The 19,573-nt window shown below is 53.2% G+C and carries 16 protein-coding genes and 2 pseudogenes; 6 read left to right on the top strand and 12 right to left on the bottom strand.

Translation table 11 applies throughout. The annotated features are described in order from the left end of the window. Nucleotide 1 precedes the first annotated feature (1 nt). Nucleotides 2–1,256 (bottom strand): annotated as a pseudogene (locus HA48_RS00450) (oligosaccharide flippase family protein). 526 nt (nucleotides 1,257–1,782) lie between these two features. Here HA48_RS00450 and HA48_RS00445 point away from each other — a divergent pair. Then, complete coding sequence (locus tag HA48_RS00445) at nucleotides 1,783–2,178, top strand: transposase (protein WP_128599283.1); 396 nt, start codon at nucleotides 1,783–1,785, stop codon at nucleotides 2,176–2,178. 925 nt (nucleotides 2,179–3,103) lie between these two features. Here the strand turns inward: HA48_RS00445 and HA48_RS00440 are convergent. Together HA48_RS00440 and HA48_RS00435 are read right to left on the bottom strand one after the other, a co-directional pair. Further along, nucleotides 3,104–4,054, bottom strand: a complete 951-nt coding sequence (locus tag HA48_RS00440) for a DMT family transporter (RefSeq protein WP_128599282.1) — start codon at nucleotides 4,052–4,054, stop codon at nucleotides 3,104–3,106. A gap of 73 nt (nucleotides 4,055–4,127) precedes the next feature. After that, nucleotides 4,128–4,958: an AraC family transcriptional regulator gene (locus tag HA48_RS00435; RefSeq protein ID WP_128599281.1), complete on the bottom strand. Its 831-nt coding sequence runs from the start codon at nucleotides 4,956–4,958 to the stop codon at nucleotides 4,128–4,130. A gap of 126 nt (nucleotides 4,959–5,084) precedes the next feature. On the opposite strand from HA48_RS00435, the gene HA48_RS00430 reads away from it, so the two are divergent. Together HA48_RS00430 and HA48_RS00425 are read left to right on the top strand one after the other, a co-directional pair. Beyond that, nucleotides 5,085–5,612 (top strand): isochorismatase family protein, encoded by a 528-nt coding sequence (locus HA48_RS00430; RefSeq protein ID WP_128599280.1) that lies wholly within the window; start codon nucleotides 5,085–5,087, stop codon nucleotides 5,610–5,612. Nucleotides 5,613–5,706: 94 nt separating this feature from the next. After that, nucleotides 5,707–6,765 carry a hypothetical protein gene (locus HA48_RS00425; protein WP_128599279.1) on the top strand — a complete coding sequence of 353 codons (1,059 nt, stop codon included), beginning with the start codon at nucleotides 5,707–5,709 and terminating at the stop codon, nucleotides 6,763–6,765. 60 nt (nucleotides 6,766–6,825) lie between these two features. On the opposite strand, the gene ssb1 is transcribed toward HA48_RS00425, so the two are convergent. Next, nucleotides 6,826–7,377 (bottom strand): single-stranded DNA-binding protein SSB1, encoded by a 552-nt coding sequence (gene ssb1, locus HA48_RS00420; RefSeq protein ID WP_128599278.1) that lies wholly within the window; start codon nucleotides 7,375–7,377, stop codon nucleotides 6,826–6,828. Nucleotides 7,378–7,599: 222 nt separating this feature from the next. Here ssb1 and uvrA point away from each other — a divergent pair, with 222 nt between their 5' ends. Both uvrA and HA48_RS00410 read left to right on the top strand, forming a co-directional pair. Next, nucleotides 7,600–10,428 carry an excinuclease ABC subunit UvrA gene (uvrA, locus tag HA48_RS00415; protein ID WP_128599277.1) on the top strand — a complete coding sequence of 943 codons (2,829 nt, stop codon included), beginning with the start codon at nucleotides 7,600–7,602 and terminating at the stop codon, nucleotides 10,426–10,428. Nucleotides 10,429–10,705: 277 nt separating this feature from the next. Continuing rightward, on the top strand, nucleotides 10,706–11,770 hold the full coding sequence (locus HA48_RS00410) for an NAD(P)-dependent alcohol dehydrogenase (protein ID WP_128599276.1): 1,065 nt from the start codon (nucleotides 10,706–10,708) through the stop codon (nucleotides 11,768–11,770). 6 nt (nucleotides 11,771–11,776) lie between these two features. Here HA48_RS00410 and HA48_RS00405 read toward each other — a convergent pair whose 3' ends face one another. The 6 genes and pseudogenes from HA48_RS00405 to dnaB all read right to left on the bottom strand — a co-directional run bounded on the left by HA48_RS00405 (nucleotide 11,777) and on the right by dnaB (nucleotide 16,787). Further along, nucleotides 11,777–12,127 carry an MmcQ/YjbR family DNA-binding protein gene (locus HA48_RS00405; protein WP_128599275.1) on the bottom strand — a complete coding sequence of 117 codons (351 nt, stop codon included), beginning with the start codon at nucleotides 12,125–12,127 and terminating at the stop codon, nucleotides 11,777–11,779. A 2-nt stretch (nucleotides 12,128–12,129) separates the two neighbouring features. Beyond that, a complete protein-coding gene (locus HA48_RS00400; protein ID WP_128599274.1) occupies nucleotides 12,130–12,546 on the bottom strand; it encodes a secondary thiamine-phosphate synthase enzyme YjbQ in 417 nt (138 codons plus the stop codon). A gap of 134 nt (nucleotides 12,547–12,680) precedes the next feature. Continuing rightward, nucleotides 12,681–13,872: pseudogene (locus tag HA48_RS00395) on the bottom strand (amino acid aminotransferase). A 43-nt stretch (nucleotides 13,873–13,915) separates the two neighbouring features. Beyond that, nucleotides 13,916–14,530: a YitT family protein gene (locus tag HA48_RS00390; protein ID WP_128599273.1), complete on the bottom strand. Its 615-nt coding sequence runs from the start codon at nucleotides 14,528–14,530 to the stop codon at nucleotides 13,916–13,918. Between the two features lie 230 nt (nucleotides 14,531–14,760). Next, complete coding sequence (locus HA48_RS00385) at nucleotides 14,761–15,252, bottom strand: Lrp/AsnC family transcriptional regulator (protein WP_128599272.1); 492 nt, start codon at nucleotides 15,250–15,252, stop codon at nucleotides 14,761–14,763. Between the two features lie 128 nt (nucleotides 15,253–15,380). Next, nucleotides 15,381–16,787, bottom strand: a complete 1,407-nt coding sequence (gene dnaB / locus HA48_RS00380; protein WP_128599271.1) for a replicative DNA helicase — start codon at nucleotides 16,785–16,787, stop codon at nucleotides 15,381–15,383. Nucleotides 16,788–16,860: 73 nt separating this feature from the next. Here dnaB and HA48_RS00375 point away from each other — a divergent pair, with 73 nt between their 5' ends. After that, the gene (locus HA48_RS00375; protein WP_128599270.1) at nucleotides 16,861–17,844 is read left to right on the top strand and encodes a quinone oxidoreductase; all 984 of its coding nucleotides are present in this window, start codon (nucleotides 16,861–16,863) and stop codon (nucleotides 17,842–17,844) included. A 190-nt stretch (nucleotides 17,845–18,034) separates the two neighbouring features. Here the strand turns inward: HA48_RS00375 and pspG are convergent, their stop codons facing one another. Next, complete coding sequence (pspG, locus tag HA48_RS00370) at nucleotides 18,035–18,301, bottom strand: envelope stress response protein PspG (RefSeq protein WP_128599269.1); 267 nt, start codon at nucleotides 18,299–18,301, stop codon at nucleotides 18,035–18,037. Nucleotides 18,302–18,520: 219 nt separating this feature from the next. Next, nucleotides 18,521–19,516, bottom strand: a complete 996-nt coding sequence (gene dusA / locus HA48_RS00365; protein WP_128599268.1) for a tRNA dihydrouridine(20/20a) synthase DusA — start codon at nucleotides 19,514–19,516, stop codon at nucleotides 18,521–18,523. Between the last annotated feature and the right edge of the window lie 57 nt (nucleotides 19,517–19,573).

Genomic DNA, 19,573 nt, shown 5'->3' with positions numbered 1-19,573 from the left:
CTCATTTGTAGGTTTTGTAGTTGAGTGAGGAAACCTGAATCTTCTGGATGACGCCTTTTTTAAAGAAGTAATTCATTACAGTCAGGGACAGCAGCTCAGTGATAAACACGCTCCAGGCGGCACCCATGATGCCGTAGTCCTGGATCAGCCAGTAAGACAGCGGCAGGCTTATCACCATCAGACAGATGATTTTTTTGAGCAGATAGTTAAACCCGCCCTCTTTAACCATGTAGCGATAGGCTACGGTCCCCATTGCCGAACAGCAGGTTGCTAACGACAGTAACGTAATGAGACTTCCGGACTGTGTGTACTCATGACCATATAAAGCGATGATGATCTTTTCGCCATATAAGGCGATCACCGCTAACAACAACAATGAAACTCCCATGACATAGCCGTTCAGCCGCGCAGTAAGCTTGATGGCGGCCTCTCCTCGCTCACGGAAAATTTCCGAGAAGCAGGAGGTAATGATGGCAACCGGGATAAAAATCCATGATGCCGAAATGGTATTGGCGGCAGCGAACAGCCCCAGATCGCGTGCTGACGCAATCCCTGCCAGGAACATCTGGGCAGCTTTTACCTGAACCGAGATAAAGATGCTGGAGATAGCCAGCGGCAGTCCGGCATACATCAGATAACGCAGGTAAGTCCCACGCTTCTCCTGCGGCGGTGCCAAATCCTGGTTTTCACGATAAACTGGCGCGCTTGATGACATACGGCACCAGCGTCACGGCGACGATAGATGCGGTCAGCCACAGCGGGTTAAGGTGCAACCAGGCAATCGTAAAGCTCAGGGCAAAGCCAAGCAGCAGGCCCGCCGAGTTCGCCACGGTGTTCAGGCGCGATGCCAGCCGCGCATTGTTGTAAACGCTGAACGTGTCCTGAGTAACAAACACTGACGAGATGAACGAGGCCAGTGCAAACGCAAGGAAGTTCTCCTGCATGTTGTACCAGACCCAAATCAACACCGGGAGAGAGGTCAGCAGCAGTAACACCAGCCGCATGGTGCGGGCAACCGTCATCAGCCGCAGACCTTTCGGCGCGCTTTTACTGATGCGCTTAAACAAAATGGTTTCGGTGCCGAAGATCGCCACGGTTTGCACCATGGAGAACAGCGAGGTCGAAAACGCCATTTGACCAAAAACCGTGGGCCCAAAGGACTTGGCCACATAGGAGGTCACAAAGATAACACCAAAAACCGAGACGATCTTTTCAGACATCATCCAGGCGGCATTAGACATTACGCTCAATTTCATTGACTGGTCCTTAGTATTACGTACAGCGACTGCCTTTCGGTACAACGTCCTTGAAATGAATTAACAAGCGCGCAGTGGGCCTGACAAAATTTAATTACTTCAAACCATGCTGGTCCGAAAAATGAGACTTCCATCAGGATTTAGCGAATACATTCAGGAAAATTCCGATTAAATCTGGTGCGAAGTGCTCGGGATGTAAACGATTTCAACCTGGATTCAGGACAAAAGCTTAGAGGCATATCCTGCAATATTTGCAAGCAGGCTATGCTGAATTTCCAATGGTTGTCGTATTTTCTGCATTTGGGATGGAATGAATTTATCGCAAAAACCTAAAGCCAGGAAGGCGTTCAATGGCATTCAGAATAAAATAAGATTTATCCCATGATGATATTTATTCCAAATATCTTAATTTAACCCTCGCAATTCAAATCGCGCACTTTAATACTGCATTAATACCGTTTTTGCAGTACCAGATATTAATACAGTAATTCTCATCCACTAATTGATAAGAAAGGTAAGAGCATTTATGAGAAAGTCACGATATAGCGAAGAGCAAATCACAAATGCCATTAAAGCTTCTGAAACGGGAGTGAAAGTCAGGGAGATTTGTGAAGAGCTGGGCATTTCGGAGGCTACCTTCTACAGCTGGAAGAAGAAGTTTTCCGGGCTTTCTTCAGAAGAGGGACGAAAAATCAAAGAGTTGGAGGATAAACTGCAGAACCTGACGCGTGAGCTGCAGGCCCTGAGCTCCGACAAAGAGATGCTGCAGAGCGTGCTGAAAAACTTCTTCACGACTAACGAAAAGCGTCAGGCGGTGAACTTCCTGCAGACCACTTTCGACATTGGTACGCGCCGCAGCTGCCGCTTACTGGATATTAGCCGTAGCGTTTATCACTATCCTTCCGGTTCTGATAATCGCTAACGCCAATGAGACCAATGTTATTTGACTTAATGCTGAGATTTGTTCTTACCAGAAGAGATGAAGATCAATTAATTCGGCGTTCACAACATAACGATTCGCACCACTTTTTCCTGATGAATATCATCGCGGAATTACTTCTTTTTTTGCGGTAAAATTGATTCACACCAGCAAAAGTCTTGCTCTGCATGCCGTTCAGACGTAGCCCAATCTCATTTCGGTGAGATTGGCGCTGCGCTTATTACTTTACCGATATTAATACTCAGACCTGTTTGCAGATAATTCTGTTAAGCAATCATGAACAACGTAGTGTAACCGCTCACACATTGCCTCTGTTTTAAACTGGATCTGGCCGCTCCGCTTACGATCATACTATTCGGTAACTTTAACGATGTTTAATCCATTCAGCACCAGGAATCTTCCTGGCATGAAACTTTATGAGACTTAAACTAAAGGGGGTTTGAACCGTATATAAAGGTAAATAAACGCGGTTTATTCATCGTTCCGTTTAATCTTTTTTTGTCGGCTGACCCGGGAAAGTTTCTTAATGGCGACGGAATGGCTTAAGCCTTGAGTGGTTTTTCGGGCGTAGTTTTCAGTGCCAAATGGCAATAAAAAGACGTCATAACCGCTATTTTCCTGGCAGAAAAATGCACATTAAGGGGAAGAAAAGCGCGTAATCAACGCTACCCTGAGACGTAACAAGGGGTTTTTACGCTGAATTACAGAAGAGAAGCGCAGCGCTGACAGGGATAATTATGCAAAAAGGTAATTAAAAGACGCTTCGCTTCTCATGGGTTGGTTATAACAACTCTCTTTGTGAGCACAAATGTGGCAAAGCAGGGAGCGAATCGACCAGGTCAAATTCCTAAAAACACACGAAAAAGGCTGCTGACGCTATTCGTCAGCAGCCTTATACCGGTGGCTATTAATGTGCTGCTGGCAGCTGCGGTTTGATACGCATTGCGTAAATGACGCCGACGATCAGACAGCCAATACCGATACTGGTTAACAACGGCGGCCAGCTCTGCCTGTAGATAAATGTCCACATCAGCCCTGCCAGCGTTTCGAAGACAATCAGCGGCCCCATAACGACGGTAGGCAGGCGCTGACTGGCAGCATTCCAGCACAGTGCCGCCAGCCACGAACAGAGCAAACCGATGAGTAGCATTAGCGGCACAAAGCGATAGGGCTGCGGACCAAACGGCAAAGCAAAATCGGGCTGCTGCCAGTGAATCTGTACGCAGACCAGTAAATAGAACACCAGCGCCAGCGGCAGCGTCACCAGCCCCTGCGCTGTCGCCCAGCTTGAGGGCTTATGCTGCGGATGCTGTCGCAACCAGCGCGCATTGCGCAGTGGATACCAGGTCCAGCACGCAACGGCCATCACGGCCAGTACCAGCCCGCTCAGGTAGCGAACAGGATCGAAATCAGCCTGCTGTCCGTGCAGTTCAGCAGCATTAACGCAGCCAAGACCTGCGGCAATGATCACCAGCGCAGGCATCAGCTTCCCCCAGGGCAAGCGCCCTTCCAGATGCCCGTAGCAGAGATTGGCCGTTACCGTAATCACCACCGGCAGTGTGCCGATGATCATGGTGGAAACAGGTGCTCCGGTGCGTTGAATCGCGCTGGCAAGACAGGCGTAATAGAGCAGATTACCGATTAGCGACAGTTTTATCGCCTCAATCCAATCCTCACGTGCCAGCTGTTTAAGACGTCGACGGCTAAGCCATGCCAGCGGCAGCACGACGAGGCCGAACGCCACATAGCGTCCGGCGGATTGTAACGTGCCGGGATAATCGGGGATGAATAGCGGGCCCACAAAGATCATGCCCCACATCAGGCCCGCTGCCAGCGCAAACACTACTCCTGCAAACATAAAAACGCTTCCTCATAGTCAGTCCGCCGCAGTATGGCGAAACAGGCCAGGAAAGGCTTGTAGCAGATTGCGGTTAGCGACCGGTCCAAACCTGTTTTTGATAGCGGCCCGGCGTAATGCCATAGCGATGCGCAAAAGCGCGTGTCAGGTGCGCCTGATCCGTAAGGCCGACAACCGCAGCCACGGCTGCTGCGCTTTCGCCCTGGGCCAGGCGCTGTTTGGCTTCAAACAGACGGAAAGCCATGAGCATCTGATGTGGCGTCACGTGGAAATGCTGCTTAAAGCTGCGCAGGAAGTGCCATGGCGAGAGCCTTGCCAGAGCGGCCAGCTCCTCAAGGCGCACCGGCCCGGCGAGATTCTCGCGCAGGTACGCTTTTACCCTATCAAAGCGGTGCGCGCGCTCAACCGGACGCGTCTGCCCCTGATGGGCCAGCGGGCGCAGGTACTCCAGCAGCTCCATCAGCACGCTTTGCCGCTCCAGCGCGCTGCCCGCCTGCCACATTTTAGCCAACAGCAGGGAGAACGGCTGCGCCAGGCGCGCATCTGTACGCAGAGCATCACTGAACCACCAGTGGCGATCGCCGGTTAAGCGATCCATCTCTTCCGGATCGATGTAGATCATGCGGTAGCGCCAGCCCTCTTCACAGGCTGATTCACCGGTATGTAACTCATCGGGATTCATCATCACCAGCGAATGCACGGGTGCGACATACTGGGTGCCGCGATAGCGAAAGCGCTGCGCGCCCGATTCAATGGTGCCGATACCAAACGCTTCGTGCGTGTGGGGCTCAAAGGCATAGCGGGAGATGTGGGCCTGATAAAGCTCAATGCCCGGCAGCTCAGCGAAGTGCTGAAACTGCGCGCGATCCTGCTCACAGGGAAAAATGTCAGGAACCACCTTCACGTTATACCTCCGTCCTTTTGCCGCCTGTAAGCATGCGCGGCAGCCAAAAAAAATGCAAAGCAGAATCGCTTTACCACGCCATTATCAAAAGGCGACACTGTCGCTTACTGATAAAAGGAGAGAAGCATGGCCCAACGCGCACTGCTCGTCGTCGATATGCAAAATGGCGTACTGGCAACCCCCCGCTTTGACCGCGCAGGACGCTGCGCACGCATTAATCAGCTTATTGCAGCTGCCGATCAGGTTATCTTCATTCAGCATACCGCTGCGGATTTGGCTGTCGGCGCGGAGGGCTGGCAGATCGTGCCGGAGCTGGAGCAGCCTGCCGGCGCGATATACCTCAATAAGACCGCCTGCGACAGCTTCTGGCAAACTGACCTTGCCGCGCAGCTGGCAGCGCATGCTATTGATAGCTTTATTATCTGCGGCTGTGCGACCGACTACTGTGTTGATACCACGATCAAAGTGGCGGCCAGCCTGGGCTATCACGTCACGGTGGCCGGAGATGCGCATACCACGGCCGATCGCACCTATGTGAGCGCGGAGCAGCTGATCAATCAGCACAACGAAGTCTGGGCGGATTTGATCATGCCGGGCAATCCGGTTCGGGTGCGCAGTACTGAAGAGTTACTGCAGGAGTGGCGGCCGCATTAAAGGTTCTGCTATTGAAATCTTCTGACAAGTGTCAATAATACGTCATGACACTTGTCAGTACGGAGCAGCACCTCTTTATGGAAAAGGACATCCTGTGAAATCATTCAAAGTAAAAGCTAACGACATCATCTATTTTTACTATGCAGTCGTGTATTACCTTTGCCTGTCGCTCATTTTGATTTTCACGATGCCTCCTGATAAAAGAGCAATTTCATCCCTCCTTTTTTTCATGCTCTTTTTAGTTATGTTTTTTATATTCATGTCTAAGGGCTTCTTTAAAAAGAGCCGCAGAAAAATAGTCAAACGCAAACATAAAGAAAAGAGGATAAGAATCACCTATAACGTCAGCGTCGCGCTGGCACTCTTTTCGTCACTCATTTTTCTCTGTGCTATCATTACATACATTGCATCAGATGATTTAACGGGCTCTTTTACCTTTCTGCTGATTTCATTGATCTCATTATTCGTCTCCTTAAGTATCTTTCTTTCTGAGAGTGAAAACTATAATCAGCATTACAAAAATGCAGCCTCGTGGATCGTTAAAACAGGCTGGATTGGAGGCTCATTCTACGCCTACGCGCTTGCCAGACATGACTTCATGCGCCTTGCTGATTTAACGTATGAGCAGACGGCATCGCGGTTTTTTGTCATTATTTATGCTGGTTTAACTGTTATTGCAATCGTATCACTGGTGATAACGTCGATATCCCTGGTATTAACTATTTTCGAAAAGGTCAGCATTAACGTTAATGGAAGAGCAATGATAATAGCGCGGGATTCATTCCCCTTAACCATTCCTCTTTTCATGACAGCCTTAGTGGTTTTACTTTTGTACTTGTCAAACGCGAAACCCATATTTAACACGGCCTTAGAAATTAGCATTCCGTTGGATACAACCGATACGTTCAAATGCAATGGCACAACCATGCTGCTTTCTGAGGAAGGTGAACACTATTACTTCCTGGTAAAGGAAAATGAGTACCGTGTATTTACGCTTAAACATGATGGGTGGTATAGCGCCAGATTAAACTGCTATAAAGAAAAGCCGTATTTCAGATTGTCTGACATACAAAGTAAAAAAGAGATCGTTACCAGCAACTTTAAAGCGATCGAGAAAAATGCATTAGATGATTTTAGCGCAATAAATAAATAGAGGGCGCATAATAAAAACCCTCGCATTTGCGAGGGTTGTGCAATACATAATCGCCGGATATCAGAACGGAATATCGTCGTCGAAATCCATCGGCGGTTCATTGTTCGCCGGTGCGCTCTGCTGCTGCGGACGCTGCTGAGCGCCGCCGCTGAACTGGCTACCGCCCTGTGACTGCTGCTGCGGCTGCTGTGGCTGACCCCAGCCGTTATTGTTGCCGCCGCCCTGGCCACCCATTGGTGCACCACCGGCACTGGCGCCCTGCTGACGGCCACCCAGCATCTGCATGGTGCCGCCCACATTGACGACCACTTCGGTAGTGTACTTCTCCTGGCCGCTCTGATCCTGCCATTTGCGGGTGCGCAGCTGGCCTTCGATGTAAACCTGAGAACCTTTACGCAGGTATTCGCCTGCGACTTCAGCCAGCTTGCCGAACAGCACCACGCGGTGCCATTCAGTCATCTCTTTGTTTTCACCGGTTTGCTTGTCGCGCCAGCTCTCTGACGTGGCCAGCGTAATGTTGGCTACCGCGCCACCATTTGGCATATAGCGCACTTCCGGGTCCTGACCCAGATTCCCGACAAGAATCACTTTGTTTACGCCACGACTGGCCATGTTGCTGTCTCCCGATGAGTTGTTGCAATAAGTCTAAACGACAAATTCTACCACGTCCCCCTTTAAGATCGATACTTCGGAGCGCGCTTCCAAATTTGCGTGGCTGTCATGATAGCAAAAATACTGGATATTTATTCAGTTTATTTTTTGTGCCATAATGATGCGTTTCTGCCGATTATGCTGACAAAGCGTAATCGGACATGCTCAATCCGGGAAAGGTGAATGGATAAGATCGAAGTCCGCGGTGCTCGCACCCATAATTTGAAGAATATCAACCTGATCATCCCACGCGACAAGCTCATTGTGGTTACCGGTCTGTCGGGTTCCGGTAAGTCTTCGCTGGCGTTTGATACGCTCTATGCCGAAGGCCAGCGCCGCTATGTTGAATCGCTGTCAGCCTACGCGCGCCAGTTTCTTTCATTAATGGAGAAACCGGACGTGGACCATATCGAAGGTCTGTCGCCCGCCATTTCCATTGAGCAGAAATCGACGTCGCACAACCCCCGTTCAACGGTGGGGACGATTACCGAAATCCATGACTACCTGCGTCTGCTGTTTGCCCGCGTGGGTGAACCGCGCTGTCCGGATCACGACGTAACGCTGGCGGCGCAAACCGTCAGCCAGATGGTTGATCAGGTACTGGCACAGGATGAGGGCCGCCGTCTGATGCTGCTGGCGCCAGTGGTGAAAGATCGCAAAGGCGAACACACCAAAACGCTGGAGAACCTGGCCGCGCAGGGCTACATCCGTGCGCGCATCGATGGCGAAGTGTGCGATCTCTCCGATCCCCCTAAGCTGGAACTGCAGAAGAAGCACACCATTGAAGTGGTTATTGACCGCTTCCGCGTGCGCGACGATATGGCAACGCGTCTGGCAGAGTCGTTTGAAACCACGCTGGAACTGAGCGGCGGTACGGCGATTGTCGCCGATATGGATGATGCTGATGCCGAAGAGATGCTGTTCTCCGCCAACTTCGCCTGCCCGGTATGTGGCTATAGCATGCGCGAACTTGAGCCGCGCCTCTTCTCCTTTAACAACCCGGCCGGCGCCTGTCCGACCTGCGATGGCCTGGGCGTGCAGCAATATTTTGATCCTGACCGTGTGGTTCAGAACCCGGAGCTTTCGCTGGCGGGCGGTGCGATTCGCGGCTGGGATCGCCGTAACTTTTACTATTTCCAGATGCTGCGCTCGCTGGCTGAGCACCTCAATTTTGATGTTGAGGCACCGTTCAACAGCCTGAGCGACAAAGCGCGTGAGGTTATCCTTTACGGCTCCGGCAAAGAGAATATTGAGTTCAAATATATCAACGATCGCGGTGATACTTCCGTGCGTCGTCACCCGTTTGAAGGTGTGCTGCACAACATGGAGCGCCGTTATAAAGAGACGGAATCCAATGCGGTGCGTGAAGAGCTGGCGAAGTTTATCAGCAACCGCGCCTGTGCCAGCTGTGAGGGCACACGTCTGCGCCGTGAAGCACGCCATGTGTTTGTGGAAAACACCAACCTGCCTACCATCTCAGACATGAGCATCGGGCATGCAATGGACTTTTTCCGCAACCTTAAGCTGAGCGGACAGCGCGCTAAAATTGCCGAAAAAGTACTGAAAGAGATTGGCGATCGCCTGAGCTTCCTGGTCAACGTGGGTCTGAATTATCTCTCCATGTCACGCTCAGCGGAGACGCTCTCCGGTGGTGAAGCACAGCGTATTCGCCTGGCAAGCCAGATTGGTGCTGGCCTGGTAGGCGTGATGTACGTGCTGGATGAGCCCTCTATCGGTCTGCATCAGCGCGACAACGAGCGCCTGCTCTCTACGCTTATTCACCTGCGCGATCTCGGCAACACCGTTATCGTGGTGGAACATGACGAAGATGCGATCCGTGCCGCTGACCATATTATTGATATCGGTCCGGGCGCCGGGGTACATGGCGGTCAGGTGGTGGCAGAGGGCGATGTGCACGCCATTATGGCGCATGAAGACTCCCTGACCGGCCAGTACCTGAGCGGCAAACGTGAGATTGCCGTACCGCAGGAGCGGGTAAAAGGCGATCCTTCGAAAGTACTGAAGCTGACCGGCGCGCGCGGTAATAACCTCAAAGATGTGACGCTGACCGTGCCGGTTGGGCTGTTTACCTGCATCACCGGGGTATCCGGTTCCGGTAAATCAACGCTGATCAACGACACGCTGTTCCCGATTGCCCAGCGCCAGCTCAACGGCGCAACCAGTGGTGAAGCCGCGCCGTACCGTGAGATCGCCGGTCTGGAACACTTTGATAAAGTGATCGATATCGACCAAAGCCCGATCGGCCGTACGCCGCGATCTAACCCGGCAACCTATACCGGTATTTTCACCCCGGTGCGTGAGCTGTTTGCGGGTGTACCGGAGTCGCGTTCGCGCGGTTACAATCCGGGCCGTTTCAGTTTTAACGTGCGCGGCGGACGCTGTGAAGCCTGCCAGGGCGACGGTGTAATCAAGGTAGAGATGCACTTCCTGCCGGATATCTATGTGCCGTGCGACCAGTGCAAAGGCAAGCGCTACAACCGTGAAACGCTGGAGATTAAATACAAAGGTAAGAGCATCCACGAAGTGCTGGAGATGACCATTGAAGAGGCACGCGACTTCTTTGATGCCGTGCCTGCGCTGGCGCGTAAACTGCAGACGCTGATCGACGTTGGCCTGTCGTATATTCGCCTCGGCCAGTCGGCGACCACGCTCTCCGGCGGTGAGGCGCAGCGCGTGAAGCTGGCGCGTGAGCTCTCCAAGCGCGGTACGGGTCAGACGCTCTACATTCTGGATGAGCCGACCACCGGTCTGCACTTTGCGGATATCCAGCAACTGCTGGAGGTGCTGCATCAGCTGCGTAATCAGGGCAACACTATTGTCGTGATTGAGCACAACCTTGATGTGATTAAAACCGCGGACTGGATAGTTGATCTCGGCCCGGAAGGCGGCAGCGGCGGCGGAGAGATCCTGGTTGCCGGTACGCCGGAAACGGTGGCCGAGTGTGAAAAATCCCACACGGCGCGCTTCCTTAAGCCTATGCTGAAGAAGTAAGTATACCGGGTGCGCTTTGCGGCGCACCCAACTCCCTTTACGCACTCCCTCCATCGCGTTGCGCATTAGCGCGACACAACCGCTCTTCCGCCTGACAGATTCCGCAGCGAATTGCAGAAACAGGCAAGAATCAGACAACTTCAGGCATATACGCATCTCGTCACGCTGACTACTCTTACAGCGTTCCTTTTGGCGCAGCATCATGCGCCCTTGCCCTTCAGCCTGCTGAATGGACCCTCTCGCAAAAATACTCACGACACATCCGACTGGAGACACCATGAATATTACGCATGCCTATGCCGCACAGGACGCGAAAACCAAACTCGCCCCGTTCGACTATAAGCCGCGCGAACTGCGCGCTCATGATGTGCAGATTGACGTGTTGTACTGTGGCGTTTGCCACTCTGATCTGCATCAGGCGCGCAACGAATGGAAAAACACTATCTTTCCGGTTGTACCGGGCCATGAAATTGTCGGCCGCGTGACCGCGGTTGGCGCGCACACCCATAAATACCAGGTCGGTGATTTAGTCGGCGTTGGCTGTATGGTGGACTCCTGCCGCAGCTGCCCGAGCTGCCAGGAGGGGCTGGAGCAGTACTGCGAAAACGGCTTTGTTGGCACCTATAACGGTGAGGATCGCGAAACCGGCGCTGTAACCTACGGCGGCTACTCCACCAGCATGGTCGTGGATGAGAGCTTTGTGCTGCGCGTGCCGGAAAACCTCGATCTGGCCGGTGTGGCGCCGCTGCTGTGTGCCGGCATTACCACCTACTCCCCGCTGCGCCACTGGAACGTGGGTCCGGGCAAGAAGGTAGGAATCGTTGGCCTCGGCGGCCTCGGTCACATGGGGGTGAAAATTGCCCATGCGATGGGTGCACATGTGGTGCTGTTCACCACCTCGCCGTCTAAAATTGAAGACGGCAAGCGTTTGGGCGCTGATGAAGTGGTGATCTCAAAAGATGCCGATCAGATGGCTCAGCACACCAACAGCTTTGATTTCATCCTCAATACCGTGGCGGCGCAGCACGATCTCAATCCGTTTATCGCCCTGCTGAAACGCGATGGCAATATGACGCTGGTCGGCGCACCGGAGCACGATCACCCGGCACCACAGGTGTTTAATCTGATCCTCAAACGTCGCAGCATTGCCGGCTCACTGATTGGCGGCATTGCAGAAACCCAGGAGATGCTGGATTTCTGCGGCGAGCACGGTATCACATCGGATATTGAGCTGATTGCCATGAATCAGATTAACGAGGCTTACGAGCGGATGCTGAAGAGCGACGTGAAGTATCGCTTCGTAATTGATATCAACACCCTGCGTGAAGAGTCTGCCGCTTAAACGCCGCTACTCATCACCATGGCTGACGCCCGCCGCGCGCGTGGCGTCAGCCTGCTGGCATGAGGCATCAATCAGATAGTAAATCTGTGAATCTTTCAGCGAACCATCCAGCCACAGCGTGCTCCAGTGCGATTTATTGAGATGTTCGCTGGGAAACACATCGCTGTGCGCTTCACGCAGTAATTCTGCCAGCGCAGGCGAAGTCTTAAGCGATAGCGCAGGACGCCCCTTCACCTCGTGCAGCATGGCAAACAGCACGCCATTACTCTGAATTTGCGTTGCATCCCACTCATCTTTATCACGTTGCGATGCCCCGGGCTTGCTCATGCAGTACGTCAGTAGATCCGAAATGTTCATGTTTATTCCCCTTGTAAGGTCGCCACAATGCGTCGCTCGCCGCCATGGATGCGGTGCTCACCCAGCCAGATTCCCTGCCAGGTCCCCAGCATCAGACTTCCGCGGCTGACCGGAATCAGCAGTGATACGCCCAGCAGCGACGATTTGATGTGCGCAGGCATATCGTCGGCACCCTCATAATCATGCTGATAAGGCGCGTCTTCCGGAACGTGGCGCAAGAAATGGTGCTCCATATCGCTGCGCACTGTGGGGTCGCAGTTCTCATTGAGCGTCAGAGAGGCAGAAGTGTGTTGCAGTAAAAGGTGCAGCTGGCCGACACGCAAACGATCCAGCACATTGAGTTGACCGACAATTTCGTCAGTGATGAGGTGAAAGCCGCGCGCTTTAGCGCTCAGCGTAAGCGTCTGTTGATGCCACATGCCAGGATCCTGAATAAAATACACCGTTTAAGTGTGCAGCATGTCGGCGAAAGGTAAAGGCAATGTCTCCCGTTCACGGCATAAAAAAACCGCCAGCCCAAAAGCGCTGACGGTTATAGCCTGCCAGGTACACCTTACATTACGGCAGCAAAGGCTTCCGCGACTTGGTTTACATTGCGGCTGTTGAGGCCGGCAACGCACATGCGGCCGCTGGCAATCAGATACACGCCAAACTCATCACGCAGGCGATCGACCTGTTGCGCGCTCAGGCCGGTGTAGCTGAACATGCCACGCTGCTTCAGCAGATAATCGAAGTTCTGACCCGGCAGTTTGGTGCTCAGCACCTTCACCAGCGCCTGGCGCATTTCGATAATGCGCAGACGCATTGTCTCCACTTCTGCCAGCCAGTTATTCAGCAGCGCTTCGTCATTCAGTACGCAGGAGACCACCTGTGCACCAAAGTTTGGCGGGCTGGAGTAGTTACGGCGCACCGTCGCTTTCAGCTGGCCCAGCACGCGCGTGGACTCTTCAGCGCTTTCACAGACCACTGACAATCCGCCCACGCGCTCGCCATACAGCGAGAAAATTTTCGAGAAGGAGTTGCTCACCAGCGCGGGCAGGCCTGCCGCTGCAATCGCGCGAATCGCGTATGCATCGTCCTCCATGCCGGCGCCGAAGCCTGATACGCGATATCCAGGAACGGAATCAGCTCCTGCGCTTTCAGCACATCCACCGTCTGATCCCACTGCGCGTTTGTCAGATCGGCGCCGGTCGGGTTATGGCAGCACGGATGCAGCAGCACGATGGACTGCTTCGGCAGGGTTTTCAGTTTGGCGATAAAGGCATCAAACTTCACGCCGTTGCTCTCCGCGTCGTACCACGGATAGGTATTCACCTCAAAACCGGCACCGTTAAAGATTGCCACATGGTTTTCCCACGTTGGATCACTGACCCATACACTGGCCTGCGGGAAGTAACGCTTCAGGAAATCCGCACCCACTTTTAGCGCCCCCGAGCCACCCAGCGTCTGGATCGAGGCGATACGGCCAGCCTGCAGCATGGATGATCTTTACCAAACAGCAGCGGCGCAATCGCGTTACGGTATGGGCCAAGACCTTCCATTGGCAGGTAGAGCGAGGCCTGATGCGGCTGCGCCTGCAGGCGTTCTTCCGCTGCGGCCACCGCCTGCAACTGAGGAATGATGCCCGCTTCGTTGTAATAGAGGCCGATACTCAGGTTCACTTTATTGTCACGCGGGTCCTGCCTGAAGGTTTCCATCAGTGACAGAATCGGATCGCCAGCGTAGGCATCAACGTTTTGAAACACGGTGCAGATCTCCATGATTGGTCATAAAAAAGAAACGGCGTCATCAAACCCGATAGCGGCCGGGGCGGTGATTCATGGCGATGATGAGATTGAGGATCACCGCGCCCGCGATGGAAGCCAGCAGCATCGGCAGAGATACCACAAACAGCGAGGCTAACACCACGCAGATATCAACCGCCATTTGCAGTTTTCCGGCGCGCAGACCGATGCGGTCCTGCAGCCAAAGCGCCAGAATATTGATGCCGCCCAGGCTGGCCTTGTGACGAAACAACACTATAAACCCAATCCCCATCACCACGTTACCGAACAATGCCGCATAAAATGGATTTAGCGCAGAAAAATGGATAAACAGCGGATGCAGCTGTGTAAAGAGCGAAACCAGCCCCACGGCGCAGAAGGTTTTCAGCGTGAACTCCCGGCCCATACGCCGGATAGCCAGCCAGTAAAAGGGCAGATTAATCAGGAAGAAGGCGCTGCCAAATGAGAGTGGTGACAGATAACTGACAAGGAAAGCGATACCGGCAGAGCTGCCCGTCAGCGCCCCGGCCTGCTTCAGCAGCATGACGCCAAACGACACCATTAGCGTGCCCAGCACAATGGCCAGGGCATCTTCAATGCGCGAGTGAGGGATATTTTCAGGCTGAACAACGTTATCCATGGGGGGTAATCTCAGTGCAAATGAAGGCATTCATCTGCAAAAAACGCACCACATCGGTGGCTTCCTGAGGCCACCGATGGGTGCCAGCGATTATCCAATTGATAACTAAGGCGCTTTATTGCAGGTTTTTGTGCACCAACGCTTAAACCAGTAATCAGTTCATGCACAAATCAGGTATCTGGTGCGTGATGAACGCATAAAAAACATCAGAAACGCACCAACATTGCACATCATGCACTCTTTTGGCGCATTTTGTGCTCGGGGATAATCATCAAGCCGTTCTCTTTTAACCGGCTTAATACAACGGATGTTTTGACGTGGGCCACGCTCTGGTGACCGGCGACCAACTGACTGATCAGCGCGCTCAGCGCAGCGAGATCGGCCACCGCAACTTTTAACAGATAGTCGGCATCGCCCGTGGTTTTGAAAGCGTCAACAATCGCGGCTTCCTGTTCCACCATGCGATGAAAACTCTCTTCGTAATCCGGCGTGTGATTTTTCAGCCGGACTTCGATCAGCCCCACCATACCAAGGCCAACGGCATCCGGTGAAAGGCGCGCGTGATAGCCGAGAATGAGGTTTGCCTGTTCAAGATTAATGCGGCGGCGTGAACATTGTGACGCCGAAAGCCCGACTAAATCACTGAGTTCCTGGTTGGTAAGGCGGCCGTTAGATTGCAAGAGTGTCAATATCTTAAGGTCGTAATCGTCTACCTGAGTCATTCTGTGTCCACAGCGTTATAGGGTTCGCTTTGGTACAGATAACCTGATTGAAGCCGGGGTTGTCCAACACTATTTTCTGATGACGTGAGTTGCATGCACAAATCGTGCATGCATCACGAAAGAGAGGCTTATTCGTCGTCGTATTGCGGGCCGGCATAGTTATCAAAGCGCGACCACTGGCCGTTAAACGTCAGGCGAACGGTGCCGATCGGTCCGTTACGTTGCTTACCAATGATGATCTCTGCGATCCCTTTCAGATCGCTGTTTTCGTGATAGACCTCGTCACGATAGATAAACATGATCAGGTCAGCATCCTGCTCGATCGACCCCGATTCACGCAGATCTGAGTTAACCGGGCGCTTATCCGCACGCTGTTCCAGCGAGCGGTTGAGCTGCGACAGCGCCACCACCGGCACATTAAGCTCTTTGGCCAGCGCCTTGAGCGAGCGCGAAATCTCGGCGATCTCCAGCGTACGGTTATCGGAGAGAGCCGGCACGCGCATCAGCTGCAGGTAGTCGATCATGATCATGCTCAGACCGCCATTTTCCCGGAAGATGCGCCGCGCGCGGGAGCGCACTTCGGTAGGCGTCAGGCCGGAAGAGTCATCGATGTACATGTTCTTCTTTTCTAACAGAATGCCCATGGTGGCGGAGATGCGAGCCCAGTCTTCATCCTCCAGCTGTCCGGTACGAATGCGCGTCTGATCAACGCGCGACAGCGAGGCCAGCATACGCATCATGATCTGCTCGCTGGGCATCTCAAGGCTAAAGATCAGCACCGGTTTATCACTCAGCATGGCGGCGTTTTCGCACAGGTTCATGGCGAAAGTGGTTTTACCCATCGAAGGACGTGCCGCCACGATAATCAGATCCGAGCCCTGCAGGCCCGCGGTCTTTTTATTGAGATCCTGATAGCCTGTATCGACGCCGGTTACGCCATCGTGCGGCGTGGAAACCAGCGCTTCAATACGCGAGACCGTGGCTTCCAGAATCTGCTCAATGTTCTGAGGGCCTTCATCTTTATTTGCCCGCTGCTCGGCAATTTTAAAGACGTTGGACTCCGCAAAATCCAGCAGGTCTTCGCTGCTGCGGCCTTGCGGATCGTAACCTGCATCGGCAATTTGATTGGCGACAGAGATCATCTCACGTACAACGGCGCGTTCCCGCACAATATCCGCATACGCGCCGATGTTCGCCGCACTGGGGGTATTTTTTGCCAGTTCAGCCAGATACGCAAAACCGCCGGCCATCTCCAGCTCGCCGCGCGTTTCCAGCGACTCTGAGAGCGTGATCAGGTCAATGGGCTGTCCGGCTTCCAGCAAGCGCTGCATTTCCGCAAAGATCATGCGATGTGAGCGGTTAAAGAAATCTTCCGCCACTACGCGCTCAGAAACGTTATCCCAGCGTTCGTTATCCAGCATCAACCCACCGAGCACCGACTGCTCCGCTTCAATAGAGTGCGGCGGCATTTTTACGCCTTCCAGCTGCCGATCGCGGGTTTCGCTCGATTTGTTGGTGGGTTTATTTCCTGCCATAGTGAATGCATTACCGATCGTGAAGGGGACGCGCAAGTATACCGTCCCGGGATGAACAATCACAGGAGTCCGAATGGCAAAGCGTATCGCGTTCCATCAGCATGGCGGCCCGGAAGTGTTGCAATGGGTTGATTTTGAATTAGCCGATCCCGCTGAACATGAAGTTCAGGTTGAGAACAAGGCGATTGGCATCAACTACATTGATACCTATGTGCGTAGCGGTCTTTATCCGGTCGCCAGTTTCCCCTCCGGCCTTGGCACCGAAGCTGCGGGCATCGTGAAGAGAGTCGGTTCAGCGGTGACGCGCTTTAAGCCGGGCGACCGCGTAGTCTACTGCCAGGCTGCACTGGGGGCTTACAGCGAACAGCATAATGTGGCGGAAGATTGCCTGGTGATCCTGCCGGATAGCATCACGTTTGAGCAAGGCGCGGCGTCGTTCCTCAAAGGCCTGACGGTGCAGTACCTGCTGCGCCAGACGTATAAAGTCAAAGCGGATGAAATTTTTCTGTTTCATGCCGCAGCGGGCGGCGTCGGGCTGATCGCCTGTCAATGGGCAAAAGCGCTGGGCGCTCATCTGATTGGTACGGTGGGCTCGGCGGAGAAAGCGAAGATAGCCAAAGATGCCGGTGCCTGGGCCACGATTAACTACCGGGAAGAGGACATCGCGAAGCGCGTCAGCGAGCTGACCAACGGAGAGAAAGTCGCGGTAGTGTATGACTCCGTCGGAAAAGACACCTGGGAGCCCTCGCTGGACAGTCTGCGTCGCCATGGATTGATGGTGAGTTTTGGCAACGCTTCCGGGCCGGTGACCGGCGTTGATCTCGGCATCCTCAACAAGAAAGGCTCGCTGTTTGTGACCCGCCCTTCGCTGTTCGGCTACATCACTAACCGTGAAGAGCTGGATCACGCCAGTGGTGAACTGTTCTCTCTCATCGCCAGCCGCGCTATTCAACTTAACGTGCCGGAGCAGCAGAAATTTGCCCTGCGCGATGCAGTACAGGCGCATCAGTCGCTGGAGAGTCGCGCCACTCAGGGCTCAAGCCTGTTAATTCCCTGACGGCTGAAATGACAAGGGCTTCCCGAAGGAAGCCCTGTTTTTCTTTTTTTTAGTTCGCGCTGGTGTAGGGACAGCGGCGATGAATACGTTGTGTATCTCTTTATGCATCCTGGCAGAAAACATAAGTAAAAAATATGTTTAATTGCAAATCAGGTCAGAGCAATCGGCAACTCTGTGATCGCAACCGCACTTATCGCCAGCTATTTCTCTCTAACTTTCTGATTTTTCTCTTTAGCCTGTTTAATTTTTCCTCTCCCGTCGGCGTCGTGAAGGCCCGGTAGAGCCATACGCCCACCACTGCCAGTACCAGCCACGGTAACAATTTAATAACAAGAGCAAACAATCCGCCAAGGAACATCAGCACAGTCGCGACAATCAGTGCCGCAATGACCCCAAGCAGCGACACGCCGGTTAATAGCAGCATGAGAAAAAAGCCGATAACAAATAAAATTTCCACGAGTGCTCTCCTGAGTAAGTTACCGCCAGATCATTACAAGATATGTGCCAACTCGCATTTTTAAATATCTTTTTGAATTATAAAGATTATATGAAAGACAAGGCGGTAAGGTGCGGGCAAATTGACCAGGAAATAGTGAAATAAAAACCAGGTTATAAGGTTAACCTGAAAGGCGAGAGAGTTGATGCCGGCGCTTCAGCAAAAGCGCCGGCATTCGCGTTATGCTTCCTGCGGAATCTTATCTGCTACCAGAGCCAATGCCGCTTCAAGTACACGCACATCTGCGCCTGGCTTATGGGCATTCTCACTTAAATGACGACGCCATTGACGCGCCCCCGGGATCCCCTGGAACAGCCCCAGCATATGACGCGTAACGTGGCCCAGATAAGTTCCCCGGGATAGCTCAGCTTCGATATAGGGGTACATGGATCGCACCACGGCGACCGGATCGACAGCTGGCGTATCGCGGCCAAATAACTCGCGGTCCACCTGCGCAAGAATCCCCGGATTTTGATAGGCTTCGCGGCCCATCATCACGCCATCGAGGTGCTGCAGATGCGCTTTCGCCTCTTCCAGCGTCTTTACGCCGCCGTTGATTGCCATGGTCAGCGCCGGAAAATCACGTTTCAGCTGATAAACGCGCGGATAATCAAGCGGCGGGATTTCGCGGTTCTCTTTAGGACTTAACCCTGAAAGCCAGGCTTTGCGCGCATGAATAATAAAGGTGTCGCAGCCGCCCTTGTCAGCGACCGTGCCGACAAAATCGCACAGAAAGTCATAGCTATCCTGCTCGTCGATGCCGATACGGGTTTTAACCGTTACCGGAATGCTCACCACATCACGCATCGCCTTGATGCAGTCCGCTACCAGGGCCGCTTCGCCCATCAGGCAAGCACCAAAGCGGCCATTCTGCACGCGATCGGAGGGGCAACCGACATTGAGGTTAATCTCGTCATAACCCCGCGCTTCAGCCAGCTTTGCGCACTGCGCCAGCGCCGCCGGATCGCTACCACCAAGCTGCAGCGCCAGCGGATGCTCCTCTTCGCTATACGCCAGATAGTCGCCTTTGCCATGAATAATGGCGCCTGTGGTCACCATTTCGGTGTACAGCAGCGTATCGCCGCTCAGCTTGCGGTGAAAATAACGGCAGTGACGGTCGGTCCAGTCCAGCATCGGAGCGATGGAAAAACGTTGCGAAGAGAGAGTATCGGTCATGAAGCGCAGTAAATCCGGAGTTGAGTGATGAGAAACTGCGCAATGATATCACAGCAA

It is taken from the genome of Pantoea wallisii (assembly GCF_002095485.1).
Taxonomy (GTDB): Bacteria; Pseudomonadota; Gammaproteobacteria; order Enterobacterales; family Enterobacteriaceae; genus Pantoea; species Pantoea wallisii.
The sequence above is the reverse complement of the archived record's forward strand: the minus strand, read 5'-3'. Positions and strand labels throughout refer to the sequence as shown.